General features: G+C 69.7%; 28 protein-coding genes. 12 read left to right on the forward strand and 16 right to left on the reverse strand.

What is annotated here, in order from left to right; translation table 11 throughout:
* Window positions 1-55: 55 nt before the first annotated feature.
* Both prpB and ACF1AJ_RS12560 read right to left on the reverse strand, forming a co-directional pair.
* Window positions 56-955, reverse strand: coding sequence for a methylisocitrate lyase (prpB, locus tag ACF1AJ_RS12555; RefSeq protein WP_391507662.1), 900 nt, complete (start codon window positions 953-955; stop codon window positions 56-58).
* Window positions 956-2,527, reverse strand: coding sequence for an MmgE/PrpD family protein (locus ACF1AJ_RS12560; protein WP_391507663.1), 1,572 nt, complete (start codon window positions 2,525-2,527; stop codon window positions 956-958).
* Window positions 2,528-2,558: 31 nt separating this feature from the next.
* Between ACF1AJ_RS12560 and ACF1AJ_RS12565 the strand changes: the two genes are divergently transcribed.
* Window positions 2,559-3,197: a LysE family translocator gene (locus ACF1AJ_RS12565; protein WP_391507664.1), complete on the forward strand. Its 639-nt coding sequence runs from the start codon at window positions 2,559-2,561 to the stop codon at window positions 3,195-3,197.
* Between the two features lie 23 nt (window positions 3,198-3,220).
* Here the strand turns inward: ACF1AJ_RS12565 and ACF1AJ_RS12570 are convergent, their stop codons facing one another.
* Both ACF1AJ_RS12570 and ACF1AJ_RS12575 read right to left on the reverse strand, forming a co-directional pair.
* Window positions 3,221-3,751 carry a YbhB/YbcL family Raf kinase inhibitor-like protein gene (locus ACF1AJ_RS12570; protein WP_391507665.1) on the reverse strand — a complete coding sequence of 177 codons (531 nt, stop codon included), beginning with the start codon at window positions 3,749-3,751 and terminating at the stop codon, window positions 3,221-3,223.
* 9 nt (window positions 3,752-3,760) lie between these two features.
* Entirely contained in the window at window positions 3,761-4,537 is a 777-nt protein-coding gene (locus ACF1AJ_RS12575; RefSeq protein WP_391508759.1) for a polyprenol monophosphomannose synthase, read from the reverse strand.
* A gap of 153 nt (window positions 4,538-4,690) precedes the next feature.
* Between ACF1AJ_RS12575 and ACF1AJ_RS12580 the strand changes: the two genes are divergently transcribed.
* Together ACF1AJ_RS12580 and ACF1AJ_RS12585 are read left to right on the forward strand one after the other, a co-directional pair.
* Complete coding sequence (locus ACF1AJ_RS12580; RefSeq protein WP_391507666.1) at window positions 4,691-5,578, forward strand: rhodanese-related sulfurtransferase; 888 nt, start codon at window positions 4,691-4,693, stop codon at window positions 5,576-5,578.
* A gap of 100 nt (window positions 5,579-5,678) precedes the next feature.
* Window positions 5,679-7,265 (forward strand): Na+/H+ antiporter, encoded by a 1,587-nt coding sequence (locus ACF1AJ_RS12585; protein ID WP_391507667.1) that lies wholly within the window; start codon window positions 5,679-5,681, stop codon window positions 7,263-7,265.
* Here the strand turns inward: ACF1AJ_RS12585 and ACF1AJ_RS12590 are convergent.
* Window positions 7,258-8,691 carry an LssY C-terminal domain-containing protein gene (locus ACF1AJ_RS12590; protein ID WP_391507668.1) on the reverse strand — a complete coding sequence of 478 codons (1,434 nt, stop codon included), beginning with the start codon at window positions 8,689-8,691 and terminating at the stop codon, window positions 7,258-7,260. The two genes, ACF1AJ_RS12585 and ACF1AJ_RS12590, sit on opposite strands and share 8 nt — an antisense overlap.
* Window positions 8,692-8,736: 45 nt before the next feature.
* Between ACF1AJ_RS12590 and ACF1AJ_RS12595 the strand changes: the two genes are divergently transcribed.
* From ACF1AJ_RS12595 to ACF1AJ_RS12605, 3 genes are all read left to right on the forward strand, one after another.
* Window positions 8,737-9,513 (forward strand): isocitrate lyase/phosphoenolpyruvate mutase family protein, encoded by a 777-nt coding sequence (locus ACF1AJ_RS12595; RefSeq protein ID WP_391507669.1) that lies wholly within the window; start codon window positions 8,737-8,739, stop codon window positions 9,511-9,513.
* A 41-nt stretch (window positions 9,514-9,554) separates the two neighbouring features.
* Complete coding sequence (locus ACF1AJ_RS12600) at window positions 9,555-10,577, forward strand: MDR family oxidoreductase (protein ID WP_391507670.1); 1,023 nt, start codon at window positions 9,555-9,557, stop codon at window positions 10,575-10,577.
* Window positions 10,578-10,651: 74 nt separating this feature from the next.
* Window positions 10,652-11,050, forward strand: coding sequence for a DUF1304 domain-containing protein (locus ACF1AJ_RS12605; protein WP_391507671.1), 399 nt, complete (start codon window positions 10,652-10,654; stop codon window positions 11,048-11,050).
* A gap of 3 nt (window positions 11,051-11,053) precedes the next feature.
* On the opposite strand, the gene ACF1AJ_RS12610 is transcribed toward ACF1AJ_RS12605, so the two are convergent.
* The gene (locus ACF1AJ_RS12610) at window positions 11,054-12,325 is read right to left on the reverse strand and encodes an FAD-dependent oxidoreductase (protein ID WP_391507672.1); all 1,272 of its coding nucleotides are present in this window, start codon (window positions 12,323-12,325) and stop codon (window positions 11,054-11,056) included.
* Window positions 12,326-12,348: 23 nt separating this feature from the next.
* On the opposite strand from ACF1AJ_RS12610, the gene ACF1AJ_RS12615 reads away from it, so the two are divergent.
* Entirely contained in the window at window positions 12,349-12,738 is a 390-nt protein-coding gene (locus ACF1AJ_RS12615) for a DUF1304 domain-containing protein (RefSeq protein WP_391507673.1), read from the forward strand.
* 37 nt (window positions 12,739-12,775) lie between these two features.
* Here ACF1AJ_RS12615 and ACF1AJ_RS12620 read toward each other — a convergent pair whose 3' ends face one another.
* On the reverse strand, window positions 12,776-13,162 hold the full coding sequence (locus tag ACF1AJ_RS12620; RefSeq protein WP_089879675.1) for a hypothetical protein: 387 nt from the start codon (window positions 13,160-13,162) through the stop codon (window positions 12,776-12,778).
* Between the two features lie 107 nt (window positions 13,163-13,269).
* Between ACF1AJ_RS12620 and ACF1AJ_RS12625 the strand changes: the two genes are divergently transcribed.
* The 5 genes from ACF1AJ_RS12625 to ACF1AJ_RS12645 all read left to right on the forward strand — a co-directional run bounded on the left by ACF1AJ_RS12625 (window position 13,270) and on the right by ACF1AJ_RS12645 (window position 18,200).
* On the forward strand, window positions 13,270-14,451 hold the full coding sequence (locus ACF1AJ_RS12625; protein WP_309855703.1) for an ROK family transcriptional regulator: 1,182 nt from the start codon (window positions 13,270-13,272) through the stop codon (window positions 14,449-14,451).
* A gap of 138 nt (window positions 14,452-14,589) precedes the next feature.
* Entirely contained in the window at window positions 14,590-15,708 is a 1,119-nt protein-coding gene (locus tag ACF1AJ_RS12630; RefSeq protein WP_309855701.1) for a sugar ABC transporter substrate-binding protein, read from the forward strand.
* A 130-nt stretch (window positions 15,709-15,838) separates the two neighbouring features.
* Window positions 15,839-16,669, forward strand: a complete 831-nt coding sequence (locus tag ACF1AJ_RS12635) for an ATP-binding cassette domain-containing protein (RefSeq protein ID WP_391508760.1) — start codon at window positions 15,839-15,841, stop codon at window positions 16,667-16,669.
* Window positions 16,666-17,919: a sugar ABC transporter permease gene (locus ACF1AJ_RS12640; RefSeq protein ID WP_309855699.1), complete on the forward strand. Its 1,254-nt coding sequence runs from the start codon at window positions 16,666-16,668 to the stop codon at window positions 17,917-17,919. Before ACF1AJ_RS12635 ends, ACF1AJ_RS12640 begins: the two co-directional genes overlap by 4 nt.
* A 44-nt stretch (window positions 17,920-17,963) precedes the next feature.
* Complete coding sequence (locus ACF1AJ_RS12645) at window positions 17,964-18,200, forward strand: hypothetical protein (RefSeq protein WP_391507674.1); 237 nt, start codon at window positions 17,964-17,966, stop codon at window positions 18,198-18,200.
* Window positions 18,201-18,321: 121 nt separating this feature from the next.
* Here ACF1AJ_RS12645 and hemL read toward each other — a convergent pair whose 3' ends face one another.
* From hemL to ACF1AJ_RS12690, 9 genes are all read right to left on the reverse strand, one after another.
* Window positions 18,322-19,629 carry a glutamate-1-semialdehyde 2,1-aminomutase gene (gene hemL, locus ACF1AJ_RS12650; protein ID WP_391508761.1) on the reverse strand — a complete coding sequence of 436 codons (1,308 nt, stop codon included), beginning with the start codon at window positions 19,627-19,629 and terminating at the stop codon, window positions 18,322-18,324.
* Window positions 19,626-20,552, reverse strand: a complete 927-nt coding sequence (gene hemB, locus ACF1AJ_RS12655) for a porphobilinogen synthase (RefSeq protein ID WP_391508762.1) — start codon at window positions 20,550-20,552, stop codon at window positions 19,626-19,628. The genes hemL and hemB overlap by 4 nt, the downstream gene beginning before the upstream one ends.
* A 145-nt stretch (window positions 20,553-20,697) precedes the next feature.
* A complete protein-coding gene (locus ACF1AJ_RS12660) occupies window positions 20,698-21,498 on the reverse strand; it encodes a uroporphyrinogen-III synthase (RefSeq protein ID WP_391507675.1) in 801 nt (266 codons plus the stop codon).
* Window positions 21,495-22,496 carry a hydroxymethylbilane synthase gene (gene hemC, locus ACF1AJ_RS12665; protein WP_391507676.1) on the reverse strand — a complete coding sequence of 334 codons (1,002 nt, stop codon included), beginning with the start codon at window positions 22,494-22,496 and terminating at the stop codon, window positions 21,495-21,497. Before hemC ends, ACF1AJ_RS12660 begins: the two co-directional genes overlap by 4 nt.
* Window positions 22,493-23,674 (reverse strand): ferrochelatase, encoded by a 1,182-nt coding sequence (locus ACF1AJ_RS12670; protein WP_391507677.1) that lies wholly within the window; start codon window positions 23,672-23,674, stop codon window positions 22,493-22,495. Before ACF1AJ_RS12670 ends, hemC begins: the two co-directional genes overlap by 4 nt.
* Window positions 23,671-24,402, reverse strand: a complete 732-nt coding sequence (gene hemQ / locus ACF1AJ_RS12675) for a hydrogen peroxide-dependent heme synthase (protein WP_391507678.1) — start codon at window positions 24,400-24,402, stop codon at window positions 23,671-23,673. Before hemQ ends, ACF1AJ_RS12670 begins: the two co-directional genes overlap by 4 nt.
* A 49-nt stretch (window positions 24,403-24,451) precedes the next feature.
* The gene (locus ACF1AJ_RS12680) at window positions 24,452-24,667 is read right to left on the reverse strand and encodes a DUF3618 domain-containing protein (protein ID WP_391507679.1); all 216 of its coding nucleotides are present in this window, start codon (window positions 24,665-24,667) and stop codon (window positions 24,452-24,454) included.
* Window positions 24,657-25,142, reverse strand: coding sequence for a phage holin family protein (locus ACF1AJ_RS12685; protein WP_391507680.1), 486 nt, complete (start codon window positions 25,140-25,142; stop codon window positions 24,657-24,659). The genes ACF1AJ_RS12680 and ACF1AJ_RS12685 overlap by 11 nt, the downstream gene beginning before the upstream one ends.
* A 37-nt stretch (window positions 25,143-25,179) precedes the next feature.
* Window positions 25,180-25,500, reverse strand: a complete 321-nt coding sequence (locus tag ACF1AJ_RS12690; RefSeq protein WP_391507681.1) for a hypothetical protein — start codon at window positions 25,498-25,500, stop codon at window positions 25,180-25,182.
* Window positions 25,501-25,502 lie beyond the last annotated feature (2 nt).

A 25,502-nucleotide genomic window follows, 5' to 3' on the forward strand; every position in this document is an offset into this window, starting at 1 on the left:
GAGCTCCTTCGCTGCTGACGGGATAGCCGCCGGTGGGCGGCATCGAGAGAGGGCGCTACTTCCGCACGTCGAAGTTGTACACCGACGTGTCGAAGGCGTTGTAGCCCTCGTAGTCAATCAGGTCGTACAGATCGGCGCGATGCTGCATGTCGCCCAGCATCGGCTTCAACGTCCCCTCGCCGACCAACCGGTCGAGGCCACGCTCGGCGGCGCCCATCGCCAGGCGCAGAAGGGACACCGGCCAGATGACGATGTTCACGCCGACGTCACGCAGCTGGTCGACGGTGAACAGGTCGCTCTTTCCGAACTCGGTCATGTTCGCCAGCATCGGCACGTCCACGGCGGCACGGATGGCCTCGAACTCGGAAAGATCAGCCATCGCCTCGGGGAACAGAGCGTCGGCGCCGGCATCGACCAACGCCTTCGCGCGGTCGATCGCCGCGGCGAGGCCCTCGACCGCACGAATGTCCGTCCGCGCCATGATGACGAGGTTGCCATCGCGGCGAGCGTCCACGGCAGCCCGGATGCGCTTCAGAGCGGTGTCCTCATCCACCACCTGCTTGCCGTCGAGGTGACCGCACCGCTTGGGGTTGACCTGATCCTCGATGTGCAGGCCCGCGACGCCGGCATCCTCCAACGCCTGGACCGTGCGCGCGACATTCATCGGTTCACCGAAGCCGGTGTCCGCGTCGACGAGCGCAGGCAGGTCCGTCATGCGCGTGATCTGTGCGGATCGGCCGGCCACCTCTGTCTGCGTGGTCAGGCCGATATCCGGCAGGCCGAGGTCTGCGGAGAGGACGGCGCCCGAGATGTAGACGCCCTCGAATCCTTTGCGCTCGATCAAGCGCGCGCTCAGCGGATTGAACGCCCCGGGCATTCGGGTCAGCTCACCCGACGCCAGTCGGGATCGGAAGGCTGCACGCTTCTCGTGCGCGGGAACGGACGAATACAGCATCTAGAAGAGTCCCTTCGGCGAGGGGGTCGCGGCCAGAAGCCCGGGACGCGCAGTGATGGTGAGGCCGGCGAGTTCGGAGGCGCTCAGTTCGGGCAGACGTTCGGCCAGCGCAAGGAATCGCTCGATCTCGTCCTGCTCCAGAACGTCGGCCGCGAGGGTGCGGAACTTCGCGACGTAGTCCTCTCGGACGAAGGGCCGAGCACCCAGCGGGTGGGCATCTGCCACGGCGATTTCGTCCTCGATGACACGACCGTCGGCCAGACGGATCACCACGCGACCGCCGAACGCCTTCTCCCCGGGGTCGGTCGAGTGGTAGCGGCGGGTCCACTCGGGATCCTCCGACGTCGTCACCTTCCCCCACAGCTCGACGGTGTCCGGCCGAGCCGCACGCGACGGCAGGTACGACTCCACGTGGTGCCAGCCGCCGTCTTGAAGAGCAACCGTGAAGATGTACGGGATGCTGTGGTCGAGCGTCTCGCGCGACGCCGTCGGATCGTACTTCTGCGGATCGTTCGCGCCCGACCCGATCACGTAATGCGTGTGATGGGACGTATGGATGACGATGCTCTCCACACCAGACGGGTCGGCCGCCTCCGGGTGCTCGCGGTGCAGCCTCCTGGCGAGGTCGATCCAGGCCTGGGCCTGGTACTCGGCGGAATGCTCCTTCGTGTACGAGTCGAGGATCGCACGCTTCGACTCACCCGCGTCGGGCAGGGGAACGTCGTACGACGCGTCCGGGCCGTCGAGCAGCCAGGCGATCACTCCGTCCTCACCCTCGTAGATCGGGGTCGGGCTGGTCTCGCCGCGCAGCGCCCTGTCGATCGCCTCGACCGCCATCTTGCCGGCGAACGCGGGAGCATGGGCCTTCCAGCTCGAGATCTCGCCCTTGCGCGACTGACGCGTCGCCGTGGTCGTGTGCAGGGCCTGGCCGATCGCCTGATAGATCGTCTCGGCCGGCAGCCGGAGAAGAGTGCCGATGCCCGCCGCGGCGGACGGTCCGAGGTGGGCGACGTGATCGATCTTGTGCCGGTGCAGGCTGATCGCTCGCGCGAGGTCGATCTGGATCTCGTAGCCCGTCGCGATGCCGCGGACGAGGTCCCGGCCAGTCAACCCGTAAGCGCGCCCCGCGTGCTGTGCGACCGCGGTGATCGGAGGGATGTTGTCGCCGGGATGCGAGTACTCGGCCGCGAGGAATGTGTCGTGGTAGTCCAGCTCGCGGACCGCGACTCCGTTGGCCCACGCCGCCCACTCCGGCGAAACGCGGACTGCCTGCTGCTCCCCGAAGACGGTGGAGCCGTCCTGCGGGTGCTCCACAGAATCGGTGAGTTCCTCCAGCTGGCGGGACGGGATCGGGTGCGCGAGGGCCTGCGACCGCGCCGAGACCACCGGTCGTCGGGTCAAGGACGCCGCGGCGACAGCTGCGTTGTCGATCACCCGATTGATGACCATCTCGGTGACGTCCGCGTCCACCTCCACCGGGTCGGTCGCGACCTGCGCGATCTTCCATGCGAGCTGGTCCTGACGGGCGAGGTTCTCCTCGCTGCTGTGCACACGAACGTTGTGGAGCTTCACGTAACGAACCTACCTCCCCTACGCTCGGCTCATGGTTCCCGGCCCGTCGCTGCTCGCGTTCGCCGTCGCGTCGATCGCGCTGATCCTCATACCCGGGCCGAGCGTGCTGTTCGTGATCGGACGCTCCCTAGCCCTCGGCAGGCTGGGCGGTCTGCTCAGCGTCCTGGGGAACGCTCTGGGAATGCTCCCGCTGGTGATCGCCGTCGCCCTGGGGATCGGCGCGGTCGTCGCGCAGTCGCTGGTGCTGTTCACGATCATCAAGTTCGCGGGCGCCGCCTACCTCGTCTACCTGGGCATTCAGGCGATCCGCCACCGGCGGCACACCGCGGTGACCCACGAGGCCGCTCCGCCCCGGCGATCCTGGCTGCGCATCCTCGGCGAAGGATTCGTCGTCGGTCTCACGAACCCCAAGTCGCTGGTCTTCTTCGTCGCCGTGCTCCCGCAGTTCGTCGACTACCACGCGGGCGCGATCCCCCTCCAGCTGTTCGAGCTCGGGGTGATCTTCCTCGTACTCGCGCTGATATTCGACAGCGTGTGGGCGCTCGCCGCCGGCACCGCCCGGCAGTGGTTCGGTCGCTCACCCAAGCGCGTGGAACGACTCGGTGCGACCGGAGGCGTCCTCATGATCGGGCTCGGCGGTGTGCTTGCCTTCACCGGCGTGAAGCACTGACACCGCAGAGCCGGCGGCTCCAATCAGATGTCGCCCGCGGTGGCGATAGGCGCGATCACCGCCCGAGCGAGCGTGTGGAAGTGCGCGTTGAAGCCGAGGACAGCCGGAGTCGACTCCGGGTCCAGATCCAGGTGCTCGACGTCCAGGGCGTGGACCACGATGTCGTAGCGGTGGGTACCGGTCCCGGGCGGAGGTCCGGCGCCCGTGAAGCTCTTCGACCGCATCTCGTTCGAGAGCATCGACGCGCCCGTGGGCAGGTTCGCCCCACCCTCAGCGCCGGCCCCGGTGGGCAGCTCGGTGACGGACGCGGGGATGTTGAAGACGGCCCAGTGCCAGAAGCCCGAACCCGTGGGGGCGTCCGGGTCGTGAATGGTCACCGCGAAACTCTTGGTCTCCGCGGGGAAGCCGCTCCACGAGAGCTGAGGCGAGATGTCGTCGCCGCCACCTCCCGCACCCCACTGGGCGCGGGGCAGGGGACGCCCATCGGCGACATCGTCACTGGTCACGGTGAAAAGGGGGACAGCGCCGAAGCGCTCCAGAGGATCGTTGGCCATATCGCCACGCTACGCCCGCGCGGCGGGTTCCGTCTCCGCGGGGGACGGACGCCTGCGGAAGCGTCGGGGCAGACCGGCCAGACCCCACAGGGTCACCCTCAGCATCGCTTCCACCACGATCCCGCCACCCATCTTCGACGCGCCGCGTTCCCGCTCCACGAAGGTGATGGGCACCTCGACGATCCGCAGGCCCGCGTCGTAGGCGCGACGCGTCATGTCGATCTGGAAGCAGTAGCCCTGACTCTCGGTGCGGTCGAAATGCAGCCGCCGCAGCGCGTCCGCGGTGAACGCGCGGTAGCCGCCCGTGACATCCCGGATCGGCAGCCCGAGAGCCAGCCGCGAGTACGTACTGCCCCCACGGGAGATCAGGCGACGACGAGCCGGCCAGTTCACCACGCCACCGCCGTCGACCCAGCGTGAGCCCAGGACGACATCGGCGCCGGTCGGCAGCTCAGGCGATCGAACCGCCTCCAGAAGACGCGGCAGCTGCTCCGGCTGGTGCGAGCCATCGGCATCCATCTCCACCACGACTTCGTAGCCGGCGTCGAGCGCCCACTGCATCCCCGCTCGGTAGGCGGCCCCGAGGCCGTCCTTCCCGGTGCGGTGCAGGACGTGCACGCTGGCGTCGGTTGCGGCGAGCGCGTCCGCCAGCTCACCCGTGCCGTCCGGCGAGTTGTCGTCGACGATGAGCACGTCGGCGTCCGGCACGGACGCGCGCACCCGTCCGACGATCGAGCCGACGTTCTCTCGCTCGTCATAGGTCGGGATGATGACCAGGGTTCGCAACAACCCGCCTTTCTGTCAGGGGCACGCCCCGGAGGAACGCATTCGACCCTGTCCTACCAGTCTGAACGGCAGGCGAACGAGACTGCGGGCGTTCACAGCCTCCACGATCCTACGATCCGGTCCACCCCGGAACCGCTCGCCTACGATGAGGCGGTGGCCGTACCCAAGATCCTCCTCTTCTACGTCTTCGCGCCGCTCGCCGACCCCGAAGCCGTCCGGCTCTGGCAGCGCGAACTGTGCGGACGTCTCGGACTGCGCGGGCGCATCCTGCTGTCGCCACACGGGATCAGCGGGACACTGGGCGGCGAGCTCGACGCTCTCAAACGCTACCTCCGCGTCACCAAGGAGTACGAGCCGTTCCGACGCATCGACGCCAAATGGAGCGAGGGATCCGGCCTTGATGCGGACGGCGCGAGCGTCGACTTCCCGCGCCTCTCCGTGAAGGTGCGCGACGAGATCGTCTCCTTCGGGGCTCCCGACGAGCTGGCGGTCGACGAGAACGGAGTGCTCGGCGGTGGCGAGCGCCTGACCCCCGACCAACTGCACGCGCTCGCCGCAGAACGCGACGACCTCGTCTTCTTCGACGGCCGGAACCGCTTCGAAGCCGGGATCGGACGCTTCAGGGACGCCGTCGTGCCCGATGTCGCGAATACCCGCGAGTTCGTCGCGACGCTCGAGAGTGGGGCGTACGACCACCTCAAGGACAAGCCCGTCGTCACCTACTGCACCGGCGGCATCCGCTGCGAGGTGCTCTCGTCGCTGATGCGCTCGCGCGGCTTCCAGGAGGTCTACCAATTGGAGGGCGGGATCGCCCGCTACGGCGAGACCTACGGCGACGATGGACTCTGGGAGGGCGCCCTCTACGTCTTCGACGGGCGCGGCTCGCTCACGTTCAGCGACCACGCCGCCGTCCTCGGGCGGTGCGTCACCTGCGGCGAGGCGACGAGCCGGATGCGGAACTGCTCCGACGCGGCCTGTCGCGAGCAGCTCGTAGTCTGCGACGGTTGCGGGATCGCGACCTGCGAGGCTCACGCCGCCTAGCCGACGGCGAAACCGTCCACATCGCCGACGGCGAACGCCTTATCCACCGACTGGCGGGAAACCTTGGCGGCCTCTCCGTGTTGCCGCCATCATGAACAGCATGGATCCGGTCTCCACCATCGTCTGGATCGTGTCGTTCGTTGTCGTCACGGTCACGGTCACCGGCCTGTCCCGACGAGTCGGCTGGTCGGCCCCGGTCGTGCTCGTCTTCGTCGGAGCGGCCGCGTCCTTCGTACCGGGCGTGCCGGAAGTGACATTGGAACCCGAGGTCGTCCTGTTCGGCCTTCTTCCGCCGCTACTGTTCGCGGCGGCGATCCAGACCTCGATCGTGGATGTCCGGGCCAGGCGTGACGGCATCCTCCTGCTCTCCGTGGGGCTGGTGGCGTTCACGGTCGTCGTGGTCGGATTCGCGACCTACCTGGTGGTCCCGGCCATCACGCTCGCGGCCGCGTTCGCCTTCGGCGCCGTGGTCGCGCCGACCGACACGGTGGCCGTGCAGGCGGTCGCCGGCCGGGTCAAGCTCCCGAGACGACTCGTGACGGTGCTCGAGGGCGAGAGCCTGCTCAACGACGCCACCGCACTCGTCGCGCTCAACGCCAGCATCGCGGCGATCGTCAGCGTGGTGAATCCGGTGGCCGTCGGCGTCGACTTCGTGCTCGCCGTGGTGGTCGGCATCGGCGTCGGACTTCTCGTCGGGCTTGTCCTCGCCGCGATCCGCAAGCAGCTGCGGTCGCCGGTGCTCGACACGTCGCTCGCGCTGGTGACGCCGTACCTCGCTTTCATCCCGTCTCAGCTGCTCCATGGCTCCGGCGTTCTGGCCGTGGTCGTTGCGGGGCTCTACCTGGGCTACCGCTCCCCCACCATTCAGACCGCCGAAGCGCGAATCGCGGAGACGATCAACTGGCGGACGGTGAGCTTCCTGCTCGAGAACGCCGTCTTCCTCTTCATCGGGCTCGAACTGCGGTCGATCCTCACGGCCGCTTTCACGTCAGGCATCACGATCCCCCAGACGATCGTCATCAGCATCGTCGTGCTGCTGGCCATCTTCCTCGCGCGCTTCCTGTGGATGATCGGGACAACCACGCTCTACCGCTATGGTCCGCAGCGACTGCGGGAGCGCGGCTGGTCGTGGCCGACGGGCATCGCCGTCTCGTTCGCGGGAATCCGCGGTGTGGTGACCTTGGCCGCGGTGTTCCTCCTTCCGGAGGACACACCGCACCGGGAGTTCCTGCAGTTCCTCGCGTTCGTCGTCGTGGTCGGAACCCTGCTCGAAGGGCTCGCGCTGCCCTGGATCATCAGACGTCTCAAGCTGCCGCCGCCCGACTTCGCCCAGGAGGCCAGCGAGATGCAACGGCTGCTCGCCGAGGCGCAGTCCGCGGGGCTCGAGCACCTGGAATCGCAGGTCACCGGTGACGAGGACGAACGGGTCATCCAGCGGCTGCGGATCAATGCGCTGTTCCTCTCCGACGCCCTGGAGAACCCGTCGCCGGACGATCGCACCGACCTGCCGCTCGAGTACCGGCGCCTGCGCCGGACCATGATCACCGCCGAACGTCAGGCGGTGCTGGAGGCGCGGGCGGAAGGGCGCTACCAGGAGCCGGCGGTGCGGTCCGTGCTCGCCTTCCTGGACGCTGAGGAGTCCGCGCTCAAGGCGGGCGGCGCCGACGGGAAGAAGCCGCTCATGTGAGCGTGGTCGAGTCAGCGGGTGCTGAAGCGGCAGCGGGTGCTGAGGCGGCGGCGGGCGGCACTTCGGCGGGACGTCCGCGACCGCGGCGGCCGCGCGGGCGCCGCGCCCACAGGCGCGAGCGCTTCGAGGACAGGGCCAGCACCACCAGGATGTCCAGGGCCAGACCCAGCAGGTTGTTGCGCAGCGAGATCTGCGGGCCACCGTTGAAGTAGTCGATCGCCGAAACGATGATGATCAGCGAGCTGTACGACATCGCGGCGATACGAGCCCAGTTGCTCCCGAAGAACACGAGCAGAGCAAGCAGGAAGTACAGCACCAGTCCGGCACCGAAGGCGCCCATCGTGATGCCGAGCACCAGGCTCACCGTGTCCCGCTCGCTCGCCGTCACCACCTCGCCGCCCAGCTCGGACATCACGAACCGCTGCCAATCGAGCAGGTTCAGCACGACGAAGCCCACGCCGGCCAGCACGCGCAACGCCATCAGCATCGCGCCGAGGGCGGTGGGCACGGGGCGGCGTTCCGCCAGAGCCTCGCGGCGGGCATCCGCGTCGGCCGCGACGGTCGTGGCCTGCGCATCCACCGGGACCCCGCGCAGGTCCACGATCGGAAGGTCGCCGTCCGTCTCGATCGTGTCACCGCCGCCGTTCCGGGAGTGGTACCCGGTCGAGAAGTCCCGGATCACCGAGACCTCCGCGCCCACCTCCGCCGCGAGAAGCGTCGAGACGATGTGATCGCGTTCGATGTCGGTGTTCGCGTCGATCTTGTGGGTGATCTGCAGGGTGAACAGCGAGAAGCCGACCGAGCGGTCGAACGTCCCGGCCGCCAGCCAGTCCACCCCGTACCCCCCGGGGAGCAGCCAGCCGTCAGGACACCGCCAGAACCGCACGTGATGCCGCTTCGCCGGGTTGCCCTTCACCTCCTGCTGGTACGCCACATCCTGCTGACGGCCGAACAGGAACAGGGGGCTCACCGGCGCCTCGTCATAGCTGCGCCGCAACAGCGTCGAGCTGATGATCCGACGGCTCGAACGCAGGGTGATGTCGTCCGCGCGCGTCCAGCCGGCCTCGCGCATCGCGTCGTCCAGCTGCGCCTCCGACCCGAGCAGCGCCAGATTGATCGGGTCGCCGAGCAGACCGTCACTGGTCCGCGCGCGGCCGATGAAATAGTCGGGGACGTAGATCTCGGTCAGGATGCGATGCAGCCGCGGGAGCACCAGGTAGGCGAGCACCACCCAGAACACCACGAAGAACAGGATCAGGTACCAGCCCCACTCGAAGCTGTCCGTGAGCAGGAGCACCGCCAGCCAGACCGCGGCGACACCGCCGAAGACGAAGAACGCGTAGTCGACGACCGAACTCGCCGAGGCGCGCCGACCCGGCGCCGATCGGCTCTTCGGCACCTCCATCGGCTCCCCCGTGCGGGCCATGCCGCCATCCTAGAGCGAGGACCCGCCGCGACGTAGGGTGAGCCCATGACTGACATCCAGGCGCGTGGCGCCGAACTCCGGCGGCTTCACGACGCGCCCGAACTGCTCCAGGTCGTCAACGTCTGGGATGCGATCAGCGCCCGCGTCATCGCCGACCTCCCCGACACCCGCGCGCTCGCCACCGCGAGCCACTCGATCGCGGCGACCCTCGGGTACGAGGACGGCGAGAAGATCCCACTCGACCAGATGCTCGACATGGTCGGACGCATCGTCGCGGCCACCGACCTGCCCGTGAGCGCCGACCTGGAGGCGGGCTACGGCGACGCCGGCGAGACGATCCGGCACGCGATCGGCGTCGGCGCGGTCGGCGCCAACCTCGAAGACCAGCTGCGTCCCTTCGACGACGCCGTAGCCGCCGTGCGGGCCGCAATCCGGGCGGCGGAGGCCGAAGGGGTGCCGTTCGCGCTGAACGCGCGCACCGACGTCTTCCTCCGCGACACGTTCCCGACCGACCACGAGAAGGTCGAGGAGGCGATCCGCCGCGGCCGCGCCTTCCTCGACGAGGGTGCCACGTGCGTGTTCGTTCCCGGCAAGCTGGACGAGCGGACAGTCGAACAGCTCGTCGCCGGCCTCGGCGAGCGCAAGCTCAGCGTCATCGCCGTGCCGGGATCGGTCGCCCCGACGCGGCTGCAGGAACTGGGCGTCGCCCGCGTCTCTTACGGACCCTGGACGCAACGGGTCGCCCTCACCGCGCTCAAGAACACGGCCCTCGAGCTGTACGCGGGCGGTGCGCTGCCCCTCGGGACGGAGCAGCTGAACTGAGACGACCGGGGCGGCCGAACCGCCCGGCGTAGGGTGAGGCCATGAGCGACTTCCGGGCCATCGTGATCGAGCAGCAGGTCGACGGCGGACGGATCACCGCCCACACCGCCGAGGTCCGGCGGGTCACCGACGACTTCCTCATGCCCGGGCACGTGACGATCGACGTCGAATTCACCGACCTCAACTACAAGGACGGACTGGCCATCGGCGGGCGGCCCGGTGTCGCCCGTGTCTCGCCGCTCATCCCCGGGATCGACGTGGTCGGCACCGTCCGGCTCTCCGACGACCCGCGGTGGCATCCGGGCGACCGGGTGGTCCTCAACGGCGCCGGACTCGGCGAGAACCACCACGGCGGGATGGCGGAAAGAGCGCGCGTGAACGGCGACGCCCTGGTCCGCATCCCCGACTCCATCACCTCCGAGCAGGCGGCCGCCATCGGCACGGCCGGCTTCACGGCGATGCTGGCCGTGCTCGCGCTCGAGCGGAACGGTGTGGACCCGCAGGAGGTGAGCGACCGCGGCGACAGCGTGCTCGTCACGGGTGCGGCAGGAGGCGTCGGCTCGGTCGCCATCGCCCTCCTGGCGAAACTGGGTTACCCGGTCACCGCATCCACCGGCCGGGTGGAGGAGGCGAGCGACTACCTGACCGACCTCGGCGCCACCACGATCATCGACCGGTCGGAACTCGACGCGCCGGGCAAACCCCTGCAGTCGCAGCGCTGGGCCGGCGCGGTCGACTCCGTCGGCAGTCAGACGCTGGCGACGGTGCTCGCGCAGACCCGTTATGGCGGCACCGTGGCGGCGTGCGGCCTGGCGCAGGGTCCGGACCTTCCGGCGACGGTGCTCCCGTTCATCCTGCGCGCCGTCTCGCTGGTCGGGATCAACTCGGTGGATGCGCCTGCCGCTCTGCGCGAGACCGCGTGGCGTCGACTCGCCACCGACCTCGACGAGGAGGCGCTCGCCGCGATGACGCGTTTCGTGCCGCTCGCGGAGGCGATTCCGGCGGCCGAGGACATCCTGGCCGGGCGCCTGCGCGGGCGGACCGTCGTCGACGTGCGCGCCTGACCCACGTCTCATCGGTCAGCCCGGCCCCGCCCGCCCCGGCGCCTGACCCGCAGAACGCTCGGTATGCTGGCGCCATGATCGTCGTCGCCACCGTCGTGGTCACCCTCGCCGCCGCCCTCCACATCGCGATCTTCTTCATGGAGAGCGTCGCCTGGACCCGTCCGACGGTCTGGCGCCGCTTCGGCGTAGCCAGCCAGGAGGCGGCGGACACCGTCCGGCCGATGGCGTACAACCAGGGGTTCTACAACCTCTTCCTGGCGATCGGCGCGGTCGTCGGGCTGATCCTCTACGGTGTCGGCCAGCACGCGGCCGGGCTCGCGCTCATCATCTTCACGACGGCGTGCATGGTCGCGGCGGCCGTGGTGCTCGTCACGACGGGCCGCGACTACCTGCGCCCCGCGCTCATCCAGGGGACGCTCCCGCTGATCGGGCTCGCACTCCTGCTCATCGGGGTCGCGACCGGCCAGAGCTGACTGTCAGCGCAGCTCCGGCGAGACCGACTCCGGCCGGAGCCCGCGCCCGATCAGACGGGAGCTGATCGCCTGCATACCGGGCGTCGCCACGGCGAGCGCCGCGCGCAGCGCTGCGGGCATCGGCTCCGGCAGCAGTCGCACGCCCTCCGGACGCGAAATGGTCCGGTGCGCGGCGAGCTGGATGCGCTGCATCGCCGCGACCGCCGGCATCCGCCGCCGCTGGATGCCGTCGAGCAGCCGCAGGTCGACCTCGCCCGTGGAGTCGCTCGCTGCCGGGGAGCCGCCCGCGGTACCCGCAGGTCCCAGCTCCCGCAGCGTCGCCGTCAGCGCGTTCGCCGTGGCGACCGCATCCTGCACCGCATAGTTGACGCCGACGCCGAACGCCGGCGACATCGCGTGCGCCGCATCCCCGATGGCGAGAAAGCCGCGCCGGTACCAGCGCGGAAGCCGGTCGATCTGCACGCTCAGCAGCTTCACCTGGTCCCAGTCGGTGATCGTCTCGAGTGCCTCGCGCAGGTGCGGCGCCGCGTCCACCACCGCCCGCCGGAAGGCGTCGAGGCCGCCTGCCTGGAGCTCGCCGTACCCGCCCTTCGTGATGATCAGCCCCACCTGGACATAGTCGTGACGCTCGATCGTGACCACCATTCCGCCTCCGCCGACATAGGCCAGCGTGTGCGCGGGGAGGTCTTCCGGCTTCGGGATGCGGAACCACAGCACGTCGATCGGCACCCCGAAGCGCCGGGGCCGAAGACCCGCCTGCGCCCGCAGCTGGGAGGCCCGGCCGTCCGCCGAGACGGTCAAGCGTGCGCGGATCTCGAGGTCGCCGTCCGGGCCGTGCGCGACGACGCCGCTGACCGCATCCTCCTCCCAGATCAGCTCCGTCGCCTCTGTCTGCATCAGCAACCGGAAGTTCGGATGGCGGCGGGCGTCCTCGGCGAGGAAGTTCAGGAAGTCCCACTGCGGCGCGAGAACGAGGAAGTCGTCCGGCGGAGCGAGCCGGCTGAAGTCGATCGGGTGGAGGCGGTTGCCGTTCACCACGACGTCCAACGCCGTGATACTGGTGTGCGGGAGCCCGAGGAATCGCTCGCGCAGCCCCAGTTCACCCAGCACGCCGATGGTCGACGGGTGGATGGTGTCGCCGCGGAAGTCCCGGAAGAAGTCGGCATGCTTCTCGAGCACCACCACGTCGACTCCGTTGCGCGCCAGGATCAGGCCCAGCATCATCCCGGCCGGCCCGCCCCCGACGATGACGCACGTCGTGTTCAACGTCTCCATGGTCGGCAGCGTATCCTCCCGGCATGGCGATCATCGGGAGCATCTTCATCGCCGCGGCGGCGCTCGTGCACCTCGTGTTCTTCGCGATGCAGAGCGTGCTCTGGTCGGCGCCAGGCGTGTGGAGCCGGTTCGGTGTCGGCTCTCAGCACGACGCGGACGTCGTGCGACCGGTCGCCTACAGCCAGGGCTTCTACAACCTGTTCCTCGCCGGAGGAGCGCTCGTGGGGCTCGTGCTGTACTGGACGACGCTCCACGACGTGGGCTTCGGCCTCATCTTCTTCTGCGGCGTCTGCATGGTGCTGGCATCGCTTGTGCTGCTCACCATCGGCCGGCGGTTCTGGGTCACTGCGCTGCTCCAAGGCGGCATCCCGCTGGTCGGCCTGATCCTGTTCGTGGTCGCCCAGAACGCCTGACGGCGGAGAACGCCTGACAGCCGAGAACAGCTGACGCTCAGTCGATGATGCCGCCGTCGGCGGCGAGCTCGCTCCCGTCGACGCGCAGCGCCTCCACCAGCCGGGCCGCGTGCGGGGTCGACACGATGATGCGGGAGTACTCCTCGCCGTCGAGGTCGATCACGACGGCCGCGCGCTGCTTGCCCTTGATGAGGAGGAAGTCCTTGCCGCCGTGGAACTTCCACGTCCCGATCGACAGCGTCAGCGGGACGGCGGCGCCCGGCGCACGGATGCCGCGGATCCAGATCCACGGGTCCTCCGTGATGGCGACCGAACGGATGCTGTCCCGCGGCACCACCAGATCCTCCCGCTTCATGGCCAGCACCTTCTCGGCCCGCGTGAGGTGGATCTCCAAGCGGTCGGGGTGAACGTGCAGGTCGGCCATAGCTCTATCCTGCCAAGCCGGGCCGTCCAGATGGTCATAGGAATCTCACAAAGCCATTACTTTCACTTTTGATCGGCCCCCTTCCCCGGCCATGTATCCTTCTCGTCGTGGCAACGCAGCGACGAACTCCGGGTTCGCAGACTTCACTTCGTGAAGCCAACCGAGCCCGCATCGTCGACGCCATCAAGAAACACGGAGGCCTCACGCAGGTCGAACTGGCAGGGGCGACGGGGCTCTCGCCCGCGACCGTGTCGAACATCGTCAAAGAGCTCTCGACCTCCGGCGTCCTGCATACGACGCAGAGCATCCGCTCGGGCCGGCGCGCGCAGCACGTCACTCTGGCGCACGCGCTCGGCCTCGTCGTCGGCGTGCACTTCTCGACACGGCACCTGCGCGTCGCGCTGGCGGACGTCGCCCACACCGTCGTGGCCGAGAACCATATGCCGCTCGCCCGTGACCACCGCGCCGACAACGAGCTCGACAAGGTCTCGCTGCTCCTGAACGACATGCTCGAATCGGTGGATGCGTCCCGCGACGACCTGCTTGCCGTCGGGATCGCGGTCCCCGCTCCGATCGACCGGGCGACCGGGACCATCGCCCGCAGCGGCATCATGCGCGGCTGGGACGGCGTCGTGATCGCCGAGTCGATGGAACGCCGGATCAAGCGCCCGGTCTTCGTGGACAACGCCGCCAACCTCGCGGCGCTCGGCGAGTCGCGGTTCGGTGCGGGACGCGGCAAGCGCAACACGATCACGATCGACGTCGGCGACGGGATCGGTGCCGGCCTGCTGCTCAACGGGCAGCTTTTCCGCGGGAACCACGGCGTCGCCGGCGAGTTCGGCCACACCACGATCCGCGAGAACGGACCGCTCTGCCGCTGCGGGAACCGCGGGTGCCTCGAAGCGCTGGCGGGCGGCCCCGCCATCCTGGACGAGCTGCGCGACCACCTCGGGAGTCTCAAGCTCGGCGACGTCGTGCTGCAGGCGATGGCGGGCGATGCGCGCTGCATCCGCGCAATCGGCGACGCCGGACGCCACATCGGCGTCGCGACGGCGAACCTCTGCAACCTGATCGACCCGGAGCGCGTGATCGTCGGAGGCGAACTGTCCCGAGCGGGAGAGCTTCTGCTCGGTCCGATGCGACACGCGGTGGAGCGCTCGATCATCGTCAACCCCGACCTCATGCCGGACATCGTGCAGGCTCAGCTCGGGATGCGCGCCGCAGCCCTCGGGGCGGTCGCGTACGCCGTCGACTGCGTCTCGATCTCGCCGGACGGTGTCACGTTCTGACCCTCGGCACGCGCTGTCCCCCGAAGACGGTCCGAACCGTTATCGAAACCCTTGGCTTCAACTCTTGACGCCAAACCCCCCGACTGGCACACTCAACGCAGCCGCCAACGAAGGCGGTGCCGAATCGGAGGTTTTTCAATGAAGATCGCCACCAAGAGAGCGGTCATCGCGTCGGCCGCGATCCTGCTCACAGCCGTCACCCTCACAGCGTGTTCGAACGGATCCGGAAACGGGTCCGGCGGAGGCAGCACCGGAGACGCCGCCAACGCCCAGATCGGTCTGCTCCTTCCGGACTCGGTCACCGCCCGTTACGAGGCGGCCGACAAGCCCTTCTTCGAGGCGAAGGTCAAGGAGCTCTGCTCCGGCTGCAAGGTCCTCTACGCGAACGCCGACGGAGACGCCAGCAAGCAGCAGCAGCAGGCGGAGTCGATGCTCACCCAGGGCGTCAAGGTGCTCGTCCTCGACCCGTTCGACGGCGAGGCCGCCGCATCCATCGTGGGCGAGGCCAAGGCCAAGAACGTCCCCGTCATCTCCTACGACCGCCTGATCAACAGCCCCGACAGCGACTACTACATCTCGTTCGACAACGAGAAGGTCGGCCAGCTGCAGGGACAGGCCCTCGTCGACAAGCTCAAGAAGGACGGCGTCCCCTCGGGCAGCGGCATCCTGATGGTCAACGGATCCCCGACCGACAACAACGCCACCCTCTTCAAGAAGGGCGCGCACAGCGTCATCGACTCCAGCGGCTACAAGGTGCTCGCCGAGTACGACACGCCCGGATGGGACCCCGCAAAGGCCCAGGACTGGGTGTCCGGTCAGGTCTCGCAGTTCAAGGACCAGATCAAGGGCGTCTACGCGGCCAACGACGGCACCGGTGGCGGCGCCATCGCGGCTATGAAGGCGGCCAACCTGAGCCCGTTCCCGCCCGTCACCGGGCAGGACGCCGAGCTCGCGGGCATCCAGCGCATCCTCGCCGGCGACCAGTACATGACCGTGTACAAGGCCATCAAGCCGGAGGCCGAGAAAGCCGCGGAACTCGCGGTCGGTCTCACCAAGGGTGACAAGCCCAAGGGCGACACCACGGTGAAGACCGCGGGCGGCGCCGGCATCCAGTCCTTCCTGCTGACCCCGGTGTCGGTGACGACGGACAACATCGAGAGCACGGTGGTCAAGGACGAGTTCTACGGCTCCGACTCGGCGGCCAAGATCTGCACCGCCGACTACAAGGCCGCGTGCGACAAGTACGGCATCAAGTAACCGATCAACGGATGCCCGGCCCGGAAAGCGCCTCCTCCGCAACAACGGAGGAGGCGCCCCGGGCCGGGTTCCGCTCTACCCTGAGAACAGGAAGCATGCAGCGCACAGCTCGAAGGAGAACGCCGTGACCATGGAATCCGCGATCGTGGACGAGGAACGGTCCTCCCGCCGTCCCGTCCTCTCCCTGCGGGGGGTCTCGAAAGGGTTCGGCGCCGTCCAAGCGCTCACCGACATCCACCTCGACGTCTACCCCGGAGAGGTCGTCGCCCTGGTCGGCGACAACGGCGCAGGCAAGTCGACGCTCGTCAAGATCCTCGCCGGCGTCCACCCGCAGGACGCGGGGACGATCGAGTTCGACGGTCAGGAGGTGAACATCCCCTCGCCCGCCGCCTCCCGGCAGCTCGGCATCGCCACCGTCTTCCAGGACCTCGCCCTGTGCGACAACCTCGACGTGGTCTCCAACCTCTTCCTCGGTCGCGAGATCAGCAAGGGAACGCTCGACGAGGAGGAGATGGAGAAGCGGTCGTGGAGCCTGCTCCGGCAGCTGTCGGCCCGCATCCCCTCGGTCCGCATCGCGGTCGCGTCGCTCTCCGGCGGACAGCGGCAGACCGTCGCGATCGCCCGGTCGCTGATCGGCGACCCCCGCGTCGTCATCCTCGACGAGCCGACCGCCGCCCTCGGCGTCGCGCAGACCGCCGAGGTGCTCAACCTCATCGAGCGGCTGCGCGAGCGCGGGCTCGGCGTCATCCTGATCAGCCACAACATGGCCGACGTGCAGGCCGTCGCCGACCGTGTCGCCGTGCTGCGCCTCGGCCGCAACAACGGCGACTTCCGTGTGCCGGAGGTCAGCTACGAGGAGATCATCTCCGCCATCACCGGTGCGACCGACAACGTCGTGGTGCGTCGCGCCGAACGGCTCATGGAGGCCGAAGAATCCCCCGAACGGAGCCCGGAAGCATGACAAAGGCACCAGAGACGCCGGCCGAACTGGCGGCGGACCTCCAGGACGAGCGGATCATCCGCGACGAAGGGCTCGGCGGAGCGGTCCGCGCCTTCGGACGCCGGGTGCGCGGCGGCGACCTCGGATCGCTGCCGGTCGTCATCGGACTCGTCGTGATCTGGGTCGTGTTCCAGATCCTCAACCCCAACTTCCTGAGCGCGAACAACCTGGTCAACCTGACGCTGCAGTGCGCCGCGATCGGCACGATCTCGATCGGCATCGTGCTGGTGCTGCTGCTCGGTCAGATCGACCTGTCGGTCGGGTCGGTGAGCGGTGTCGCCGCGGCCATCCTCGGTGTCGGCTTCACCCAGCTGCACTGGCCGCTGTGGCTCACCGTGATCGTCGCCATCCTCGCCGGTTCGGCGATCGGTCTGCTCTACGGCTTCCTGTTCACCCGGTTCGGCGTCCCGAGCTTCGTGATCACGCTGGCCGGTCTGCTCGGCTTCCTCGGCCTCCAGCTCTGGATCCTCGGCGCGAACAGCTCGATCAACATCCCCTACGACTCGTGGATCGTGAAGTTCGCGCAGCAGTGGTTCCTCCCGCCATGGGCGGCCTACGCCCTGGCGGTGATCGCGGCCGGCGGGATGTTCTTCTCCGACTTCCGGCGCAACGTCCGGCGCCGCAACGCCGGTCTCTCGGAGGGGTCGATGACGGTCGTCGCCCTCAAGGCGGCGCTGCTGCTCGTCGGGCTGTGCATCAGCGTCTGGTACCTGTCCACCGACCGCGGCACGGGAGCGATGTTCCTGTTCTTCGTCGTGCTCGTGATCGTGATGAACTTCCTGCTCACGCGCACCCGCTGGGGCCGCTCGGTCTTCGCGGTCGGCGGCTCGGTGGAGGCGGCACGTCGAGCCGGTATCCGCGTCAACCGCGTCTTCATCAGCGTGTTCATCCTGTGCTCGACGTTCGCGGCCGTCGGCGGCCTGCTCGCCGCCGCCCGCCTGGCGTCGGTGGGAGCGGGATCGGGCGGAACCGACACCAACCTGAACGCGATCGCGGCGGCGGTGATCGGCGGGACGAGCCTGTTCGGTGGACGCGGCTCCGCGTGGTCGGCGCTCCTCGGCATCCTGGTCATCCAGTCGATCTCGAACGGTCTGACGCTCCTCAACCTGGACTCGTCGTACCGCTTCATGATCACGGGCGCCGTGCTGCTGCTCGCGGTGATCATCGATTCGCTGTCGCGGCGCTCGAGGGCGTCGCACGGCCAAGCCTAGGGACTCCGGTCCCGTCCTCCGGGCGGGCGTGGGAGAGTGGTGGGATGACCCGGACCACCACCTTCCGCGCCCGCCTTCTGCGTTCGGGCGCGGAGCCGCAGACGGTGACCGTGCGCTCCTCGTCGGACGCCCCTCCGCGCACGCTCCGGCGTGCGGCCGGCGGTGGTGGGACCCTGAACTTCGACGTCTACGCCCTGCTGGATGCGGACGGCTGGCCCTCCTCGGCCACCTACACCTACGTGGAGTCCCTCTCGCGCGAGCCCGCCGCCCCCGACGCCTAGGCCCGATTCCCTCCCCCAGGATCCCTCTGTCGTCGAGGTGCACGTTGTTGCGGTCGACACGCCGTGGGAGTGCGCAACAAGGTGCACCTCGGCGAAGGGGGTCGCGGAGGTGGAGGGCGGGTCAGGCGGTGGGCGTGGCGGCGGCCGCGGCGCGGGCGGCGGCGGGGAGGGCGTTCAGGATGCGGTCGACAGCTGCCGCGTCGTGCGCAGCGGTGACGAACCACGCCTCGAAGACGCTCGGCGGCAGCGAGACGCCCTGGTCGAGCATCGAGTGGAAGAACGCACGGTAGCGGTACGCCTCCTGCCGCTGCACCTCCGCGTACGTGCGCGGGGCCCGGTCGAAGTCGCCGAAGACGACGCTGAACAGGTTGCCCGCGTGCTGCACCTGGTGGGCGACTCCGGCGGCCGAGAGCGCATCCGAGACCCCCGACGACACCGTCTCCGCGACCGTGTCGAGGCGGTCGTAGACGGCCTCGTCGGCGTTCGCCAGCGTGGCGAGTCCCGCAGCGACCGCGACCGGGTTCCCGGAGAGGGTGCCTGCCTGGTACACGGGACCGGCCGGCGCGAGGAAGTCCATGAGCTCGGCGCGTCCGCCGAGGGCCGCCAGCGGCATCCCGCCGCCGATGACCTTGCCGAAGGTCACCAGGTCGGGCGTGTAGCCGCGGTCGAGTCCCCAGAAGCCGGCGTCGCTGACGCGGAAACCGGTCAGCACCTCGTCGAGGATGAGCAAGGCGCCGAACTCGTGGGCGAGGTCGGTCAGCGCGGCGTTGAAGCCCGCGTCCGGCGGGACGACGCCCATGTTGGCGGCGGCGGCCTCGGTGATGACGGCGGCGATGTCGGGGCCCTGCGCCTCGAAGACCGCGCGCACTGCATCCAGATCGTTGTACGGGAGCACGATCGTCTGGGCTGCCGTCGCCTCGGTCACGCCCGCAGAGCCGGGGAGCGCGAGGGTCGCGAGACCCGAACCGGCCTCAGCCAGCAGGCTGTCCGAGTGGCCGTGATAGTGCCCGGCGAACTTGATGAGCAGCGGCCGGCCCGTGAAACCGCGGGCGAGGCGGATGGCGCTCATCGTCGCCTCGGTACCGGTGGACACCAGCCGGAGCTTCTCGATGAACGGGACGCGCCCGATCACGGCCTCGGCGAGCTCGGTCTCCGCGGGCGTCGACGCCCCGAAAGACAGGCCGCGCGCCGCCGCCTGCTGCACCGCATCCACCACGGCGGGATGCGCGTGGCCGAGGATCGCCGGACCCCACGACGCGACCAGGTCGACGTACTCGCGGCCGTCCGCGTCGGTGACGTACGGGCCGGAGGCCGACACCAGGAAGCGCGGAGTTCCGCCGACCGAGCGGAAGGCGCGCACGGGCGAGTTGACGCCGCCCGGAATGACGCGCTGCGCCCGCTCGAACTGCTGCTCGTTCACGTCGTTCATCGCAGCCACCCGGCCACCTCCGTCGCCCAGTAGGTCATGATCGCGTCGGCGCCGGCTCGGCGTGCGCCGATCAGGGTCTCCTCGATGATCCGGTCGCGGTCGATCCAGCCGTTGGCCGCCGCAGCCTCCACCATCGCGTACTCCCCCGACACCTGGTACGCCCAGACCGGGACGTCGCTGATCGCGGCGACATCGCTGAGAACGTCGAGGTAGCTGAGCGCCGGCTTCACCATGAGGACGTCGGCACCCTCCTCCAGGTCGAGTCGCGCTTCGCGCAGCCCCTCGCGGCGATTCGCCGGGTCCTGCTGGTAGGCGCGTCGGTCGCCGGAGAGCTGGGAGTCGACGGCCTCGCGGAAGGGTCCGTAGAAGCCGGAGGCGTACTTGGCCGCGTAGGCCAGGATGACGACGTCCGTGTGCCCGGTCTCGTCGAGGGCCTCGCGGACCGCGGCGACCTGGCCGTCCATCATCCCGCTGAGGCCGAGGAGCTGCGAGCCGGCCTCCGCCTGCGCGACCGCCATGTCGCGGTAGCGAAGCAGGGTGGCGTCGTTGTCGACGTGACCGCGGGCATCTAGAACCCCGCAGTGGCCGTGGTCGGTGAACTCGTCGAGGCACAGGTCGGTCTGGACCACCAGCGCGTCGCCGACCTCGTCGGCGAGCACGCGCGTCGCGATGTTGAGGATGCCGTCGGGATCGGTCGCACCGGAGCCGATCGCGTCGCGCTGCTCCGGGACGCCGAAAAGCATCAGACCGCCGACGCCGGCCTCCGCCGCCTCGTTCGCCACGCGCTTCAGCGAATCGAGGCTGTGCTGGGAGACGCCGGGCATGGAGGAGATCGGCACGGGCTCGGTGGCGCCCTCGCGGACGAAGAGCGGGAGGATCAGCTCGGCGGGGTGGAGACGGGTCTCGGCCGTCAGCCGGCGCATCGCCGGGGACTGCCGCAGCCGTCGGGGCCGGATGACGGGATGCAGTTCACTCACTCACATCAGCCTACGCCCGGCGAACTGAGCGTGTTCCCAGCAAACAGCTCCGGCCTTTTTCGCGCGAATGTGCTGCGAAGAGGCGAAAAACTCAGGAGTCGTCGGCGTCGCGGGCGCGCGCCTGCGCGACCTGCACGACGGCGTCGATGAGGGATGCGGCGGTGCGCTCGGCCGCGATGACATCGACCCGGAGGCCGAAGGAGCGGGCGTCGCGCGCGGTCTGCGGACCGATGGCCGCGATCAGCGTCGACTCCGGGACGGGGCCGAGCTGCTTCTGCACCTGCTCGGCGACCGAGCCGCTGGTCACCAGGATCGCCTGCACGAGCCCGTCGCGCACGTCGGTGATGACGTTCTCGGGAACCGGCACTCCGACGGTCCGATAGGCGACGACCGATTCGACATCGTGCCCGATGCGACGCAGCCCCTCGGTCAGGAGAGGCTTCGCGATCTCTGAGCGGAGGGTGAGGATGCGCAAGGGGAACGCGCCCTGGGTGGCCGCCTCCCATTCGGCGAGCAGGCCGCGGGCGGAGTTGTCCTCCGACGGCACCAGGTCGACGTGATAGCCGGCGGCGGCGAGCGCGGCGGCGGTCGTCTCGCCCACCGCGGCGACCCGAGTCGTGGGCGGGACGACGGCGCGCTGGGCGCTGAGCACATCCACCGTGGTGGCGCTCGTGACGGTCATCCAGTCGAACTCGCCGTTCGCGAGCCGGGCGAGGGCCGCCTCGAGTGCCGAGGCGTCCGCCGTCGGCGCGAAGTTGATCATCGCGGCGACGACCGGCGATGCGCCCTTCGCCCGCAGGTCGGCGGCGACCGAGTCGCCCCACGGACCACCGCGCGGCACGAGCACGCGCCAGCCGGCGAGCGGCTTCGGGGTCGGAGCGGTATTGGTCATCGATCGCTCCCCAGCGGAGCAAGCGACGCAGCCCCGGCCTCCAGCAGCTCGGCGACGACGCGGGCACCGACATCCTGTGCGGCCTCGTCGAGATGGGCGGCGCTCAGCGAGTCGGGGGTGGCGGCGTGGGATGCGGTGAGCTTCTCCGTGCCGTCGGGCCGGTACACGGTCGCCGTGAGGAAGAGCAGGCCGTCGTCGACCAGCGCGGTGGCTCCGATGGGAGCGGCGCATCCGGCCTCGAGCCCGGCGAGCACGTGCCGCTCGGCGGTCACCGACGCATGCGTGGTGACGTGGTCGACCGCGGAGAGCGCCCGGGCGATCGGACCGCGGCCCTTCTCGTCTCCGGCGCGGACTTCGAGCGCGAGCGCTCCCTGGCCGGGGGCGGTCGGGACGAGCGACAGCGGGAAGTAGTCGGTCACGGCGTCGAGACGGCCGAGACGGCTGAGGCCCGCGGCAGCGAGCACAACCGCATCGAGCTCACCGTCAGCCACCATGCGGAGGCGCGTGTCGACATTGCCGCGCAGGTCGACCACGTCGAGGTCGGGTCGCTGGGACTTCAGCTGGGCGACACGGCGGGGAGACCCCGTGCCCACGCGGGCGCCCTCGGGGAGCGTCTCGAGCGTCAGACCGTCGCGCGCGGCGAGCGTGTCGCGGGCATCGGCGCGCTTGGGGACGGCGCCGATGACGAGCCCGGGTGCCGGCGCGGTCGGGAGGTCCTTGAGCGAGTGCACGACGAGGTCGACGTCGCCGGCGTGCAGGGCGTCGCGCAGGGCGGTCGCGAACACGCCCGTGCCGCCCAGCTGAGCGAGCGACTCGCGCGAGGTGTCGCCGTGGGTGGTCACCGTGACGAGTTCGACATCCAGCCCGGTCGCGCGGGCGATGGACTCGGCGACGGCCGTCGTCTGCGCGACCGCCAGCGCGCTGCCGCGGGTGCCGATGCGCAGCACTCCCTCGCGACGCTCCGCGGCGCCGTCGACCTTCGTCACGGTCCCGGTCACGGCGCGAGCCCCGCAGCGGCGGGCTTGAAGCCGAGCCGGACGTTCTCGCAGCAGCCGGGCCGGCACACGTCATACCAGGGGCCGAGCGACGTCATCGCCGGACGCTGGTCGACGGGAACGGCGTCGCGACGCTCGAGGACCAGGTCGACCAGTCCCTTCACATACGCCGCGTGGGTGCCGGGAGTGGGCACGCGGACGGCGACCAGCCCGTTCTCGTCACTGGTCTCCATCGCCTCGTTGTCGAGGTCCCAGAGGACCTCCATGTGGTCGCTGACGAAGCCGAGCGGCACGATGACGACAGCCTTGATCCCGAGCGCGGGCAGCTCGGCGATGCGGTCGTTGATGTCGGGCTCCAGCCACGGCATCGACGGCGGGCCCGAGCGGGACTGGTAGACCAGATCCCAGCCGACGGTGCCGCCGGTCGCGGCGTGCGAGACGACCTCGGCGACCGCGAGGTGCTGGGCCGCGTAGGCGCCGCCCTCGCCGAAGCCGCGCTCGGCCGGCCCGGACTTCGCCGCGTCGGTCGACGGGATGGAGTGCGTCGAGAAGAGGATGCGCACCTCGGTCGCCGGGTCGATGCCCGGAAGCTTCTGCTGCAACTCGTCGATGGCGCCCTTGACGCCCTCGATGAACGGCTCGACGAAGCCCGGGTGGTCGAAGAACTGGCGCACCTTGTCGATCTGGATGCGGCCCTCCAGTCCCGTGGCCTCCAGCGCGCCTGCGAAGTCCTCGCGGTACTGCCGGCAGCTCGAGTACGACGAGTACGCGCTCGTCGCGATCGCGATCAGCTTCGTGAAGCCGCGCTCGTCGGCCTCGCGGAGCGCGTCCGCGAGGTACGGGTCCCAGTTGCGGTTGCCCCACAGCACAGGCAGGTCGATGCCGCGCTCGGCGAGCTCCGCCTCCAGGGCCGCCTTGAGCTCGCGGTTCTGGTCGTTGATGGGGCTGACCCCGCCGAAATGACGGTAGTGGTGGGCGACCTCTTCGAGCCGCTCCTCCGGGATGCCGCGGCCTCGCGTGACATTGCGGAGGAAGGGGATGACGTCGTCCTGCCCCTCCGGGCCGCCGAACCCTGCGAGCAGGATGGCGTCGTACGCGGTCGGCTCCGTCACGTGCTCTGGGCCCGCGGCCGCAGCCGGGGTCGCACCCAGCACGCGCTGGGTGGTCTGTGCATCCGTCACTGCAGGACCTCCACGACCTCGGCCGGCTCGATGCGGCGCCCGGTGAAGAACGGAACCTCTTCGCGTACGTGGCGACGCGCCTCCGTATAGCGCAGCTCGCGCATCATGTCGACGAGGTCGGTGAGCTCGTCCGCCTCGAGCGGAAGGATCCACTCGTAGTCGCCGAGGGCGAACGAGGCGACGGTGTTCGCGAGCACCGAGCGGAAGGCGGCACCCTTTCGTCCGTGCTCGGCGAGCATCTTGGACCGCTCCTCATCCGGCAGCAGGTACCACTCGTAGCTGCGTACGAACGGGTAGACGCAGAGCCACTCCTTCGGGTCCTTGCCCCGGAGGAAACCGGGGACGTGGGACTTGTTGAACTCGGCGTCGCGGTGAACGCCCATGGCGTTCCAGGTCGGGAGGAGCGCCTTCAGCAGTCGCGTGCGACGCAGCTGACGGAGTCCCCACTGCAGCGCCTCGGCCTCGGGGCCGTGCAGCCAGATCATCACGTCGGCGTCGGCTCGGAGGCCGGAGACGTCATAGAGCCCGCGCGTCGTGACGTTCTGGAGCTCCATGTCGGCGATCACGCCTTCGAGCTCGGAGACGGCGGTCGGAACGTCCGTGCCGTCGAGGTCGTCCGGTCGGGCGGGATCGCGGCGCAGCACAGCCCAGAGCGTGAATCCGGTCGGGGCGTCGGTGGGGGTGTCGGGGGTGGTCGACTCTGCCGGAACGGCAGCCGGGGTACTCATACCCACAGTCTCCCTCTCAAACCTGAGAAGGCCAAAAACGCGGGAGCGCTCACCGTCGGATGAGACGGACGACGCCCCACACGGCGAGGGCGGTCGCCGCGACGGCCCCGGCCGCGATCCCGGCGAGGGCCAGCGGGTTGTCCCGACGGAGCCGCTCGGCGGTCTCGGCCGCGCGCTTCGGCACGTTCAGCTTGTACTCGATCGCCTCCACCGTTGCGGCGAGCTCGGCCCGCGCCCGGTCGACGTCGCTGCGGTCAGTTGTCATACTTCCCCAGTCCCTTCAGCGCGTCCGCGTCTTCCTTGATGCTGTCGATGGTCTGCGAGGGGGCGACGCCGTCCATCTTCTTGAACGAGCGGATGCCGACCAGCGCCAGGATCACGGCGAGCACGACGAGCGCGCCGAAGACGATGAGCGCGGCCGCCCAGGCGGGCAGCGCGACCGCGATGCCGAGGATCGCCGCAGCGACCAGCGTCGCGAACGCGAAGAAGAGGAAGAAGGCGGCCCCGGCGAGAAGCCCTATGCCGACGCCGGCATACTTCGCCTTCTCGGCGAACTCGGCCTTGAGGTGGTTAAGTTCGGCCTTCAGCAGCTCGACGATCAGCCGGGGCAGGTCGGAGATCAGCTGGACGAGAGGCCGGGACTTCGCCTGTTCCGCTCGGGCGCGCTGCCCGGGCGTCCGCACCTGCTGCGGTCCGGTCGCGCCGGCAGCGCCTGCGGCTCCCCGCTCACGGTCGGTCATCGGCGTCTCCCCTCGTCGCTTCCGTACAGTACCCCCGTCAGGACGACGTGTCGCTGCGGCCGTCTCCCGCGCGGATGGCGGCCTCGGCGGCGGGCGACGGATACGGCGCCCGGGCCTCTCGGCGGCGGCGGTTCGCCTGCACGACGAGCTTCTTCACCGTGATGTACGCGGTCTCGGGGAACTCCCCGACCTTCTCGGACACGAAGTCCTCCACCGCGTGCACCTGCTTCTGCACGCCCGGCGACTGCCAGGCCTGGGCGGCCGCGGCCTTGATCTGGTCGTAGCGCTCCCGTCCGGCGCGGGCGCCGAGCACGTAGCCCACCGCCGCTCCGGCGATGAAGAGGAGTTTGCCGCGCATTC

Origin of the sequence: Leifsonia sp. NPDC014704, assembly GCF_043083605.1 — a bacterium.
Classification (GTDB): Bacteria; Actinomycetota; Actinomycetes; order Actinomycetales; family Microbacteriaceae; genus Leifsonia.

What these genes read in the sequence shown, in the direction of transcription:
- ACF1AJ_RS12660 (WP_391507675.1), bottom strand. Translation starts at nt 21,498, where the DNA reads ATGACCAATACCGCTCCGACCCCGAAGCCGCTCGCCGGCTGGCGCGTG.
- ACF1AJ_RS12605 (WP_391507671.1), top strand. Translation starts at nt 10,652, where the DNA reads ATGATCGTCGTCGCCACCGTCGTGGTCACCCTCGCCGCCGCCCTCCAC.
- ACF1AJ_RS12570 (WP_391507665.1), bottom strand. Translation starts at nt 3,751, where the DNA reads ATGGCCAACGATCCTCTGGAGCGCTTCGGCGCTGTCCCCCTTTTCACC.
- ACF1AJ_RS12630 (WP_309855701.1), top strand. Translation starts at nt 14,590, where the DNA reads ATGAAGATCGCCACCAAGAGAGCGGTCATCGCGTCGGCCGCGATCCTG.
- ACF1AJ_RS12615 (WP_391507673.1), top strand. Translation starts at nt 12,349, where the DNA reads ATGGCGATCATCGGGAGCATCTTCATCGCCGCGGCGGCGCTCGTGCAC.
- ACF1AJ_RS12600 (WP_391507670.1), top strand. Translation starts at nt 9,555, where the DNA reads ATGAGCGACTTCCGGGCCATCGTGATCGAGCAGCAGGTCGACGGCGGA.
- ACF1AJ_RS12635 (WP_391508760.1), top strand. Translation starts at nt 15,839, where the DNA reads ATGGAATCCGCGATCGTGGACGAGGAACGGTCCTCCCGCCGTCCCGTC.
- ACF1AJ_RS12640 (WP_309855699.1), top strand. Translation starts at nt 16,666, where the DNA reads ATGACAAAGGCACCAGAGACGCCGGCCGAACTGGCGGCGGACCTCCAG.
- hemB (WP_391508762.1), bottom strand. Translation starts at nt 20,552, where the DNA reads ATGCGCCGGCTGACGGCCGAGACCCGTCTCCACCCCGCCGAGCTGATC.
- ACF1AJ_RS12590 (WP_391507668.1), bottom strand. Translation starts at nt 8,691, where the DNA reads ATGGCCCGCACGGGGGAGCCGATGGAGGTGCCGAAGAGCCGATCGGCG.
- prpB (WP_391507662.1), bottom strand. Translation starts at nt 955, where the DNA reads ATGCTGTATTCGTCCGTTCCCGCGCACGAGAAGCGTGCAGCCTTCCGA.
- ACF1AJ_RS12595 (WP_391507669.1), top strand. Translation starts at nt 8,737, where the DNA reads ATGACTGACATCCAGGCGCGTGGCGCCGAACTCCGGCGGCTTCACGAC.
- ACF1AJ_RS12680 (WP_391507679.1), bottom strand. Translation starts at nt 24,667, where the DNA reads ATGACAACTGACCGCAGCGACGTCGACCGGGCGCGGGCCGAGCTCGCC.
- ACF1AJ_RS12610 (WP_391507672.1), bottom strand. Translation starts at nt 12,325, where the DNA reads ATGGAGACGTTGAACACGACGTGCGTCATCGTCGGGGGCGGGCCGGCC.
- ACF1AJ_RS12585 (WP_391507667.1), top strand. Translation starts at nt 5,679, where the DNA reads ATGGATCCGGTCTCCACCATCGTCTGGATCGTGTCGTTCGTTGTCGTC.
- ACF1AJ_RS12690 (WP_391507681.1), bottom strand. Translation starts at nt 25,500, where the DNA reads ATGCGCGGCAAACTCCTCTTCATCGCCGGAGCGGCGGTGGGCTACGTG.
- hemL (WP_391508761.1), bottom strand. Translation starts at nt 19,629, where the DNA reads ATGAACGACGTGAACGAGCAGCAGTTCGAGCGGGCGCAGCGCGTCATT.
- ACF1AJ_RS12685 (WP_391507680.1), bottom strand. Translation starts at nt 25,142, where the DNA reads ATGACCGACCGTGAGCGGGGAGCCGCAGGCGCTGCCGGCGCGACCGGA.
- ACF1AJ_RS12620 (WP_089879675.1), bottom strand. Translation starts at nt 13,162, where the DNA reads ATGGCCGACCTGCACGTTCACCCCGACCGCTTGGAGATCCACCTCACG.
- hemQ (WP_391507678.1), bottom strand. Translation starts at nt 24,402, where the DNA reads ATGAGTACCCCGGCTGCCGTTCCGGCAGAGTCGACCACCCCCGACACC.
- ACF1AJ_RS12645 (WP_391507674.1), top strand. Translation starts at nt 17,964, where the DNA reads ATGACCCGGACCACCACCTTCCGCGCCCGCCTTCTGCGTTCGGGCGCG.
- ACF1AJ_RS12565 (WP_391507664.1), top strand. Translation starts at nt 2,559, where the DNA reads ATGGTTCCCGGCCCGTCGCTGCTCGCGTTCGCCGTCGCGTCGATCGCG.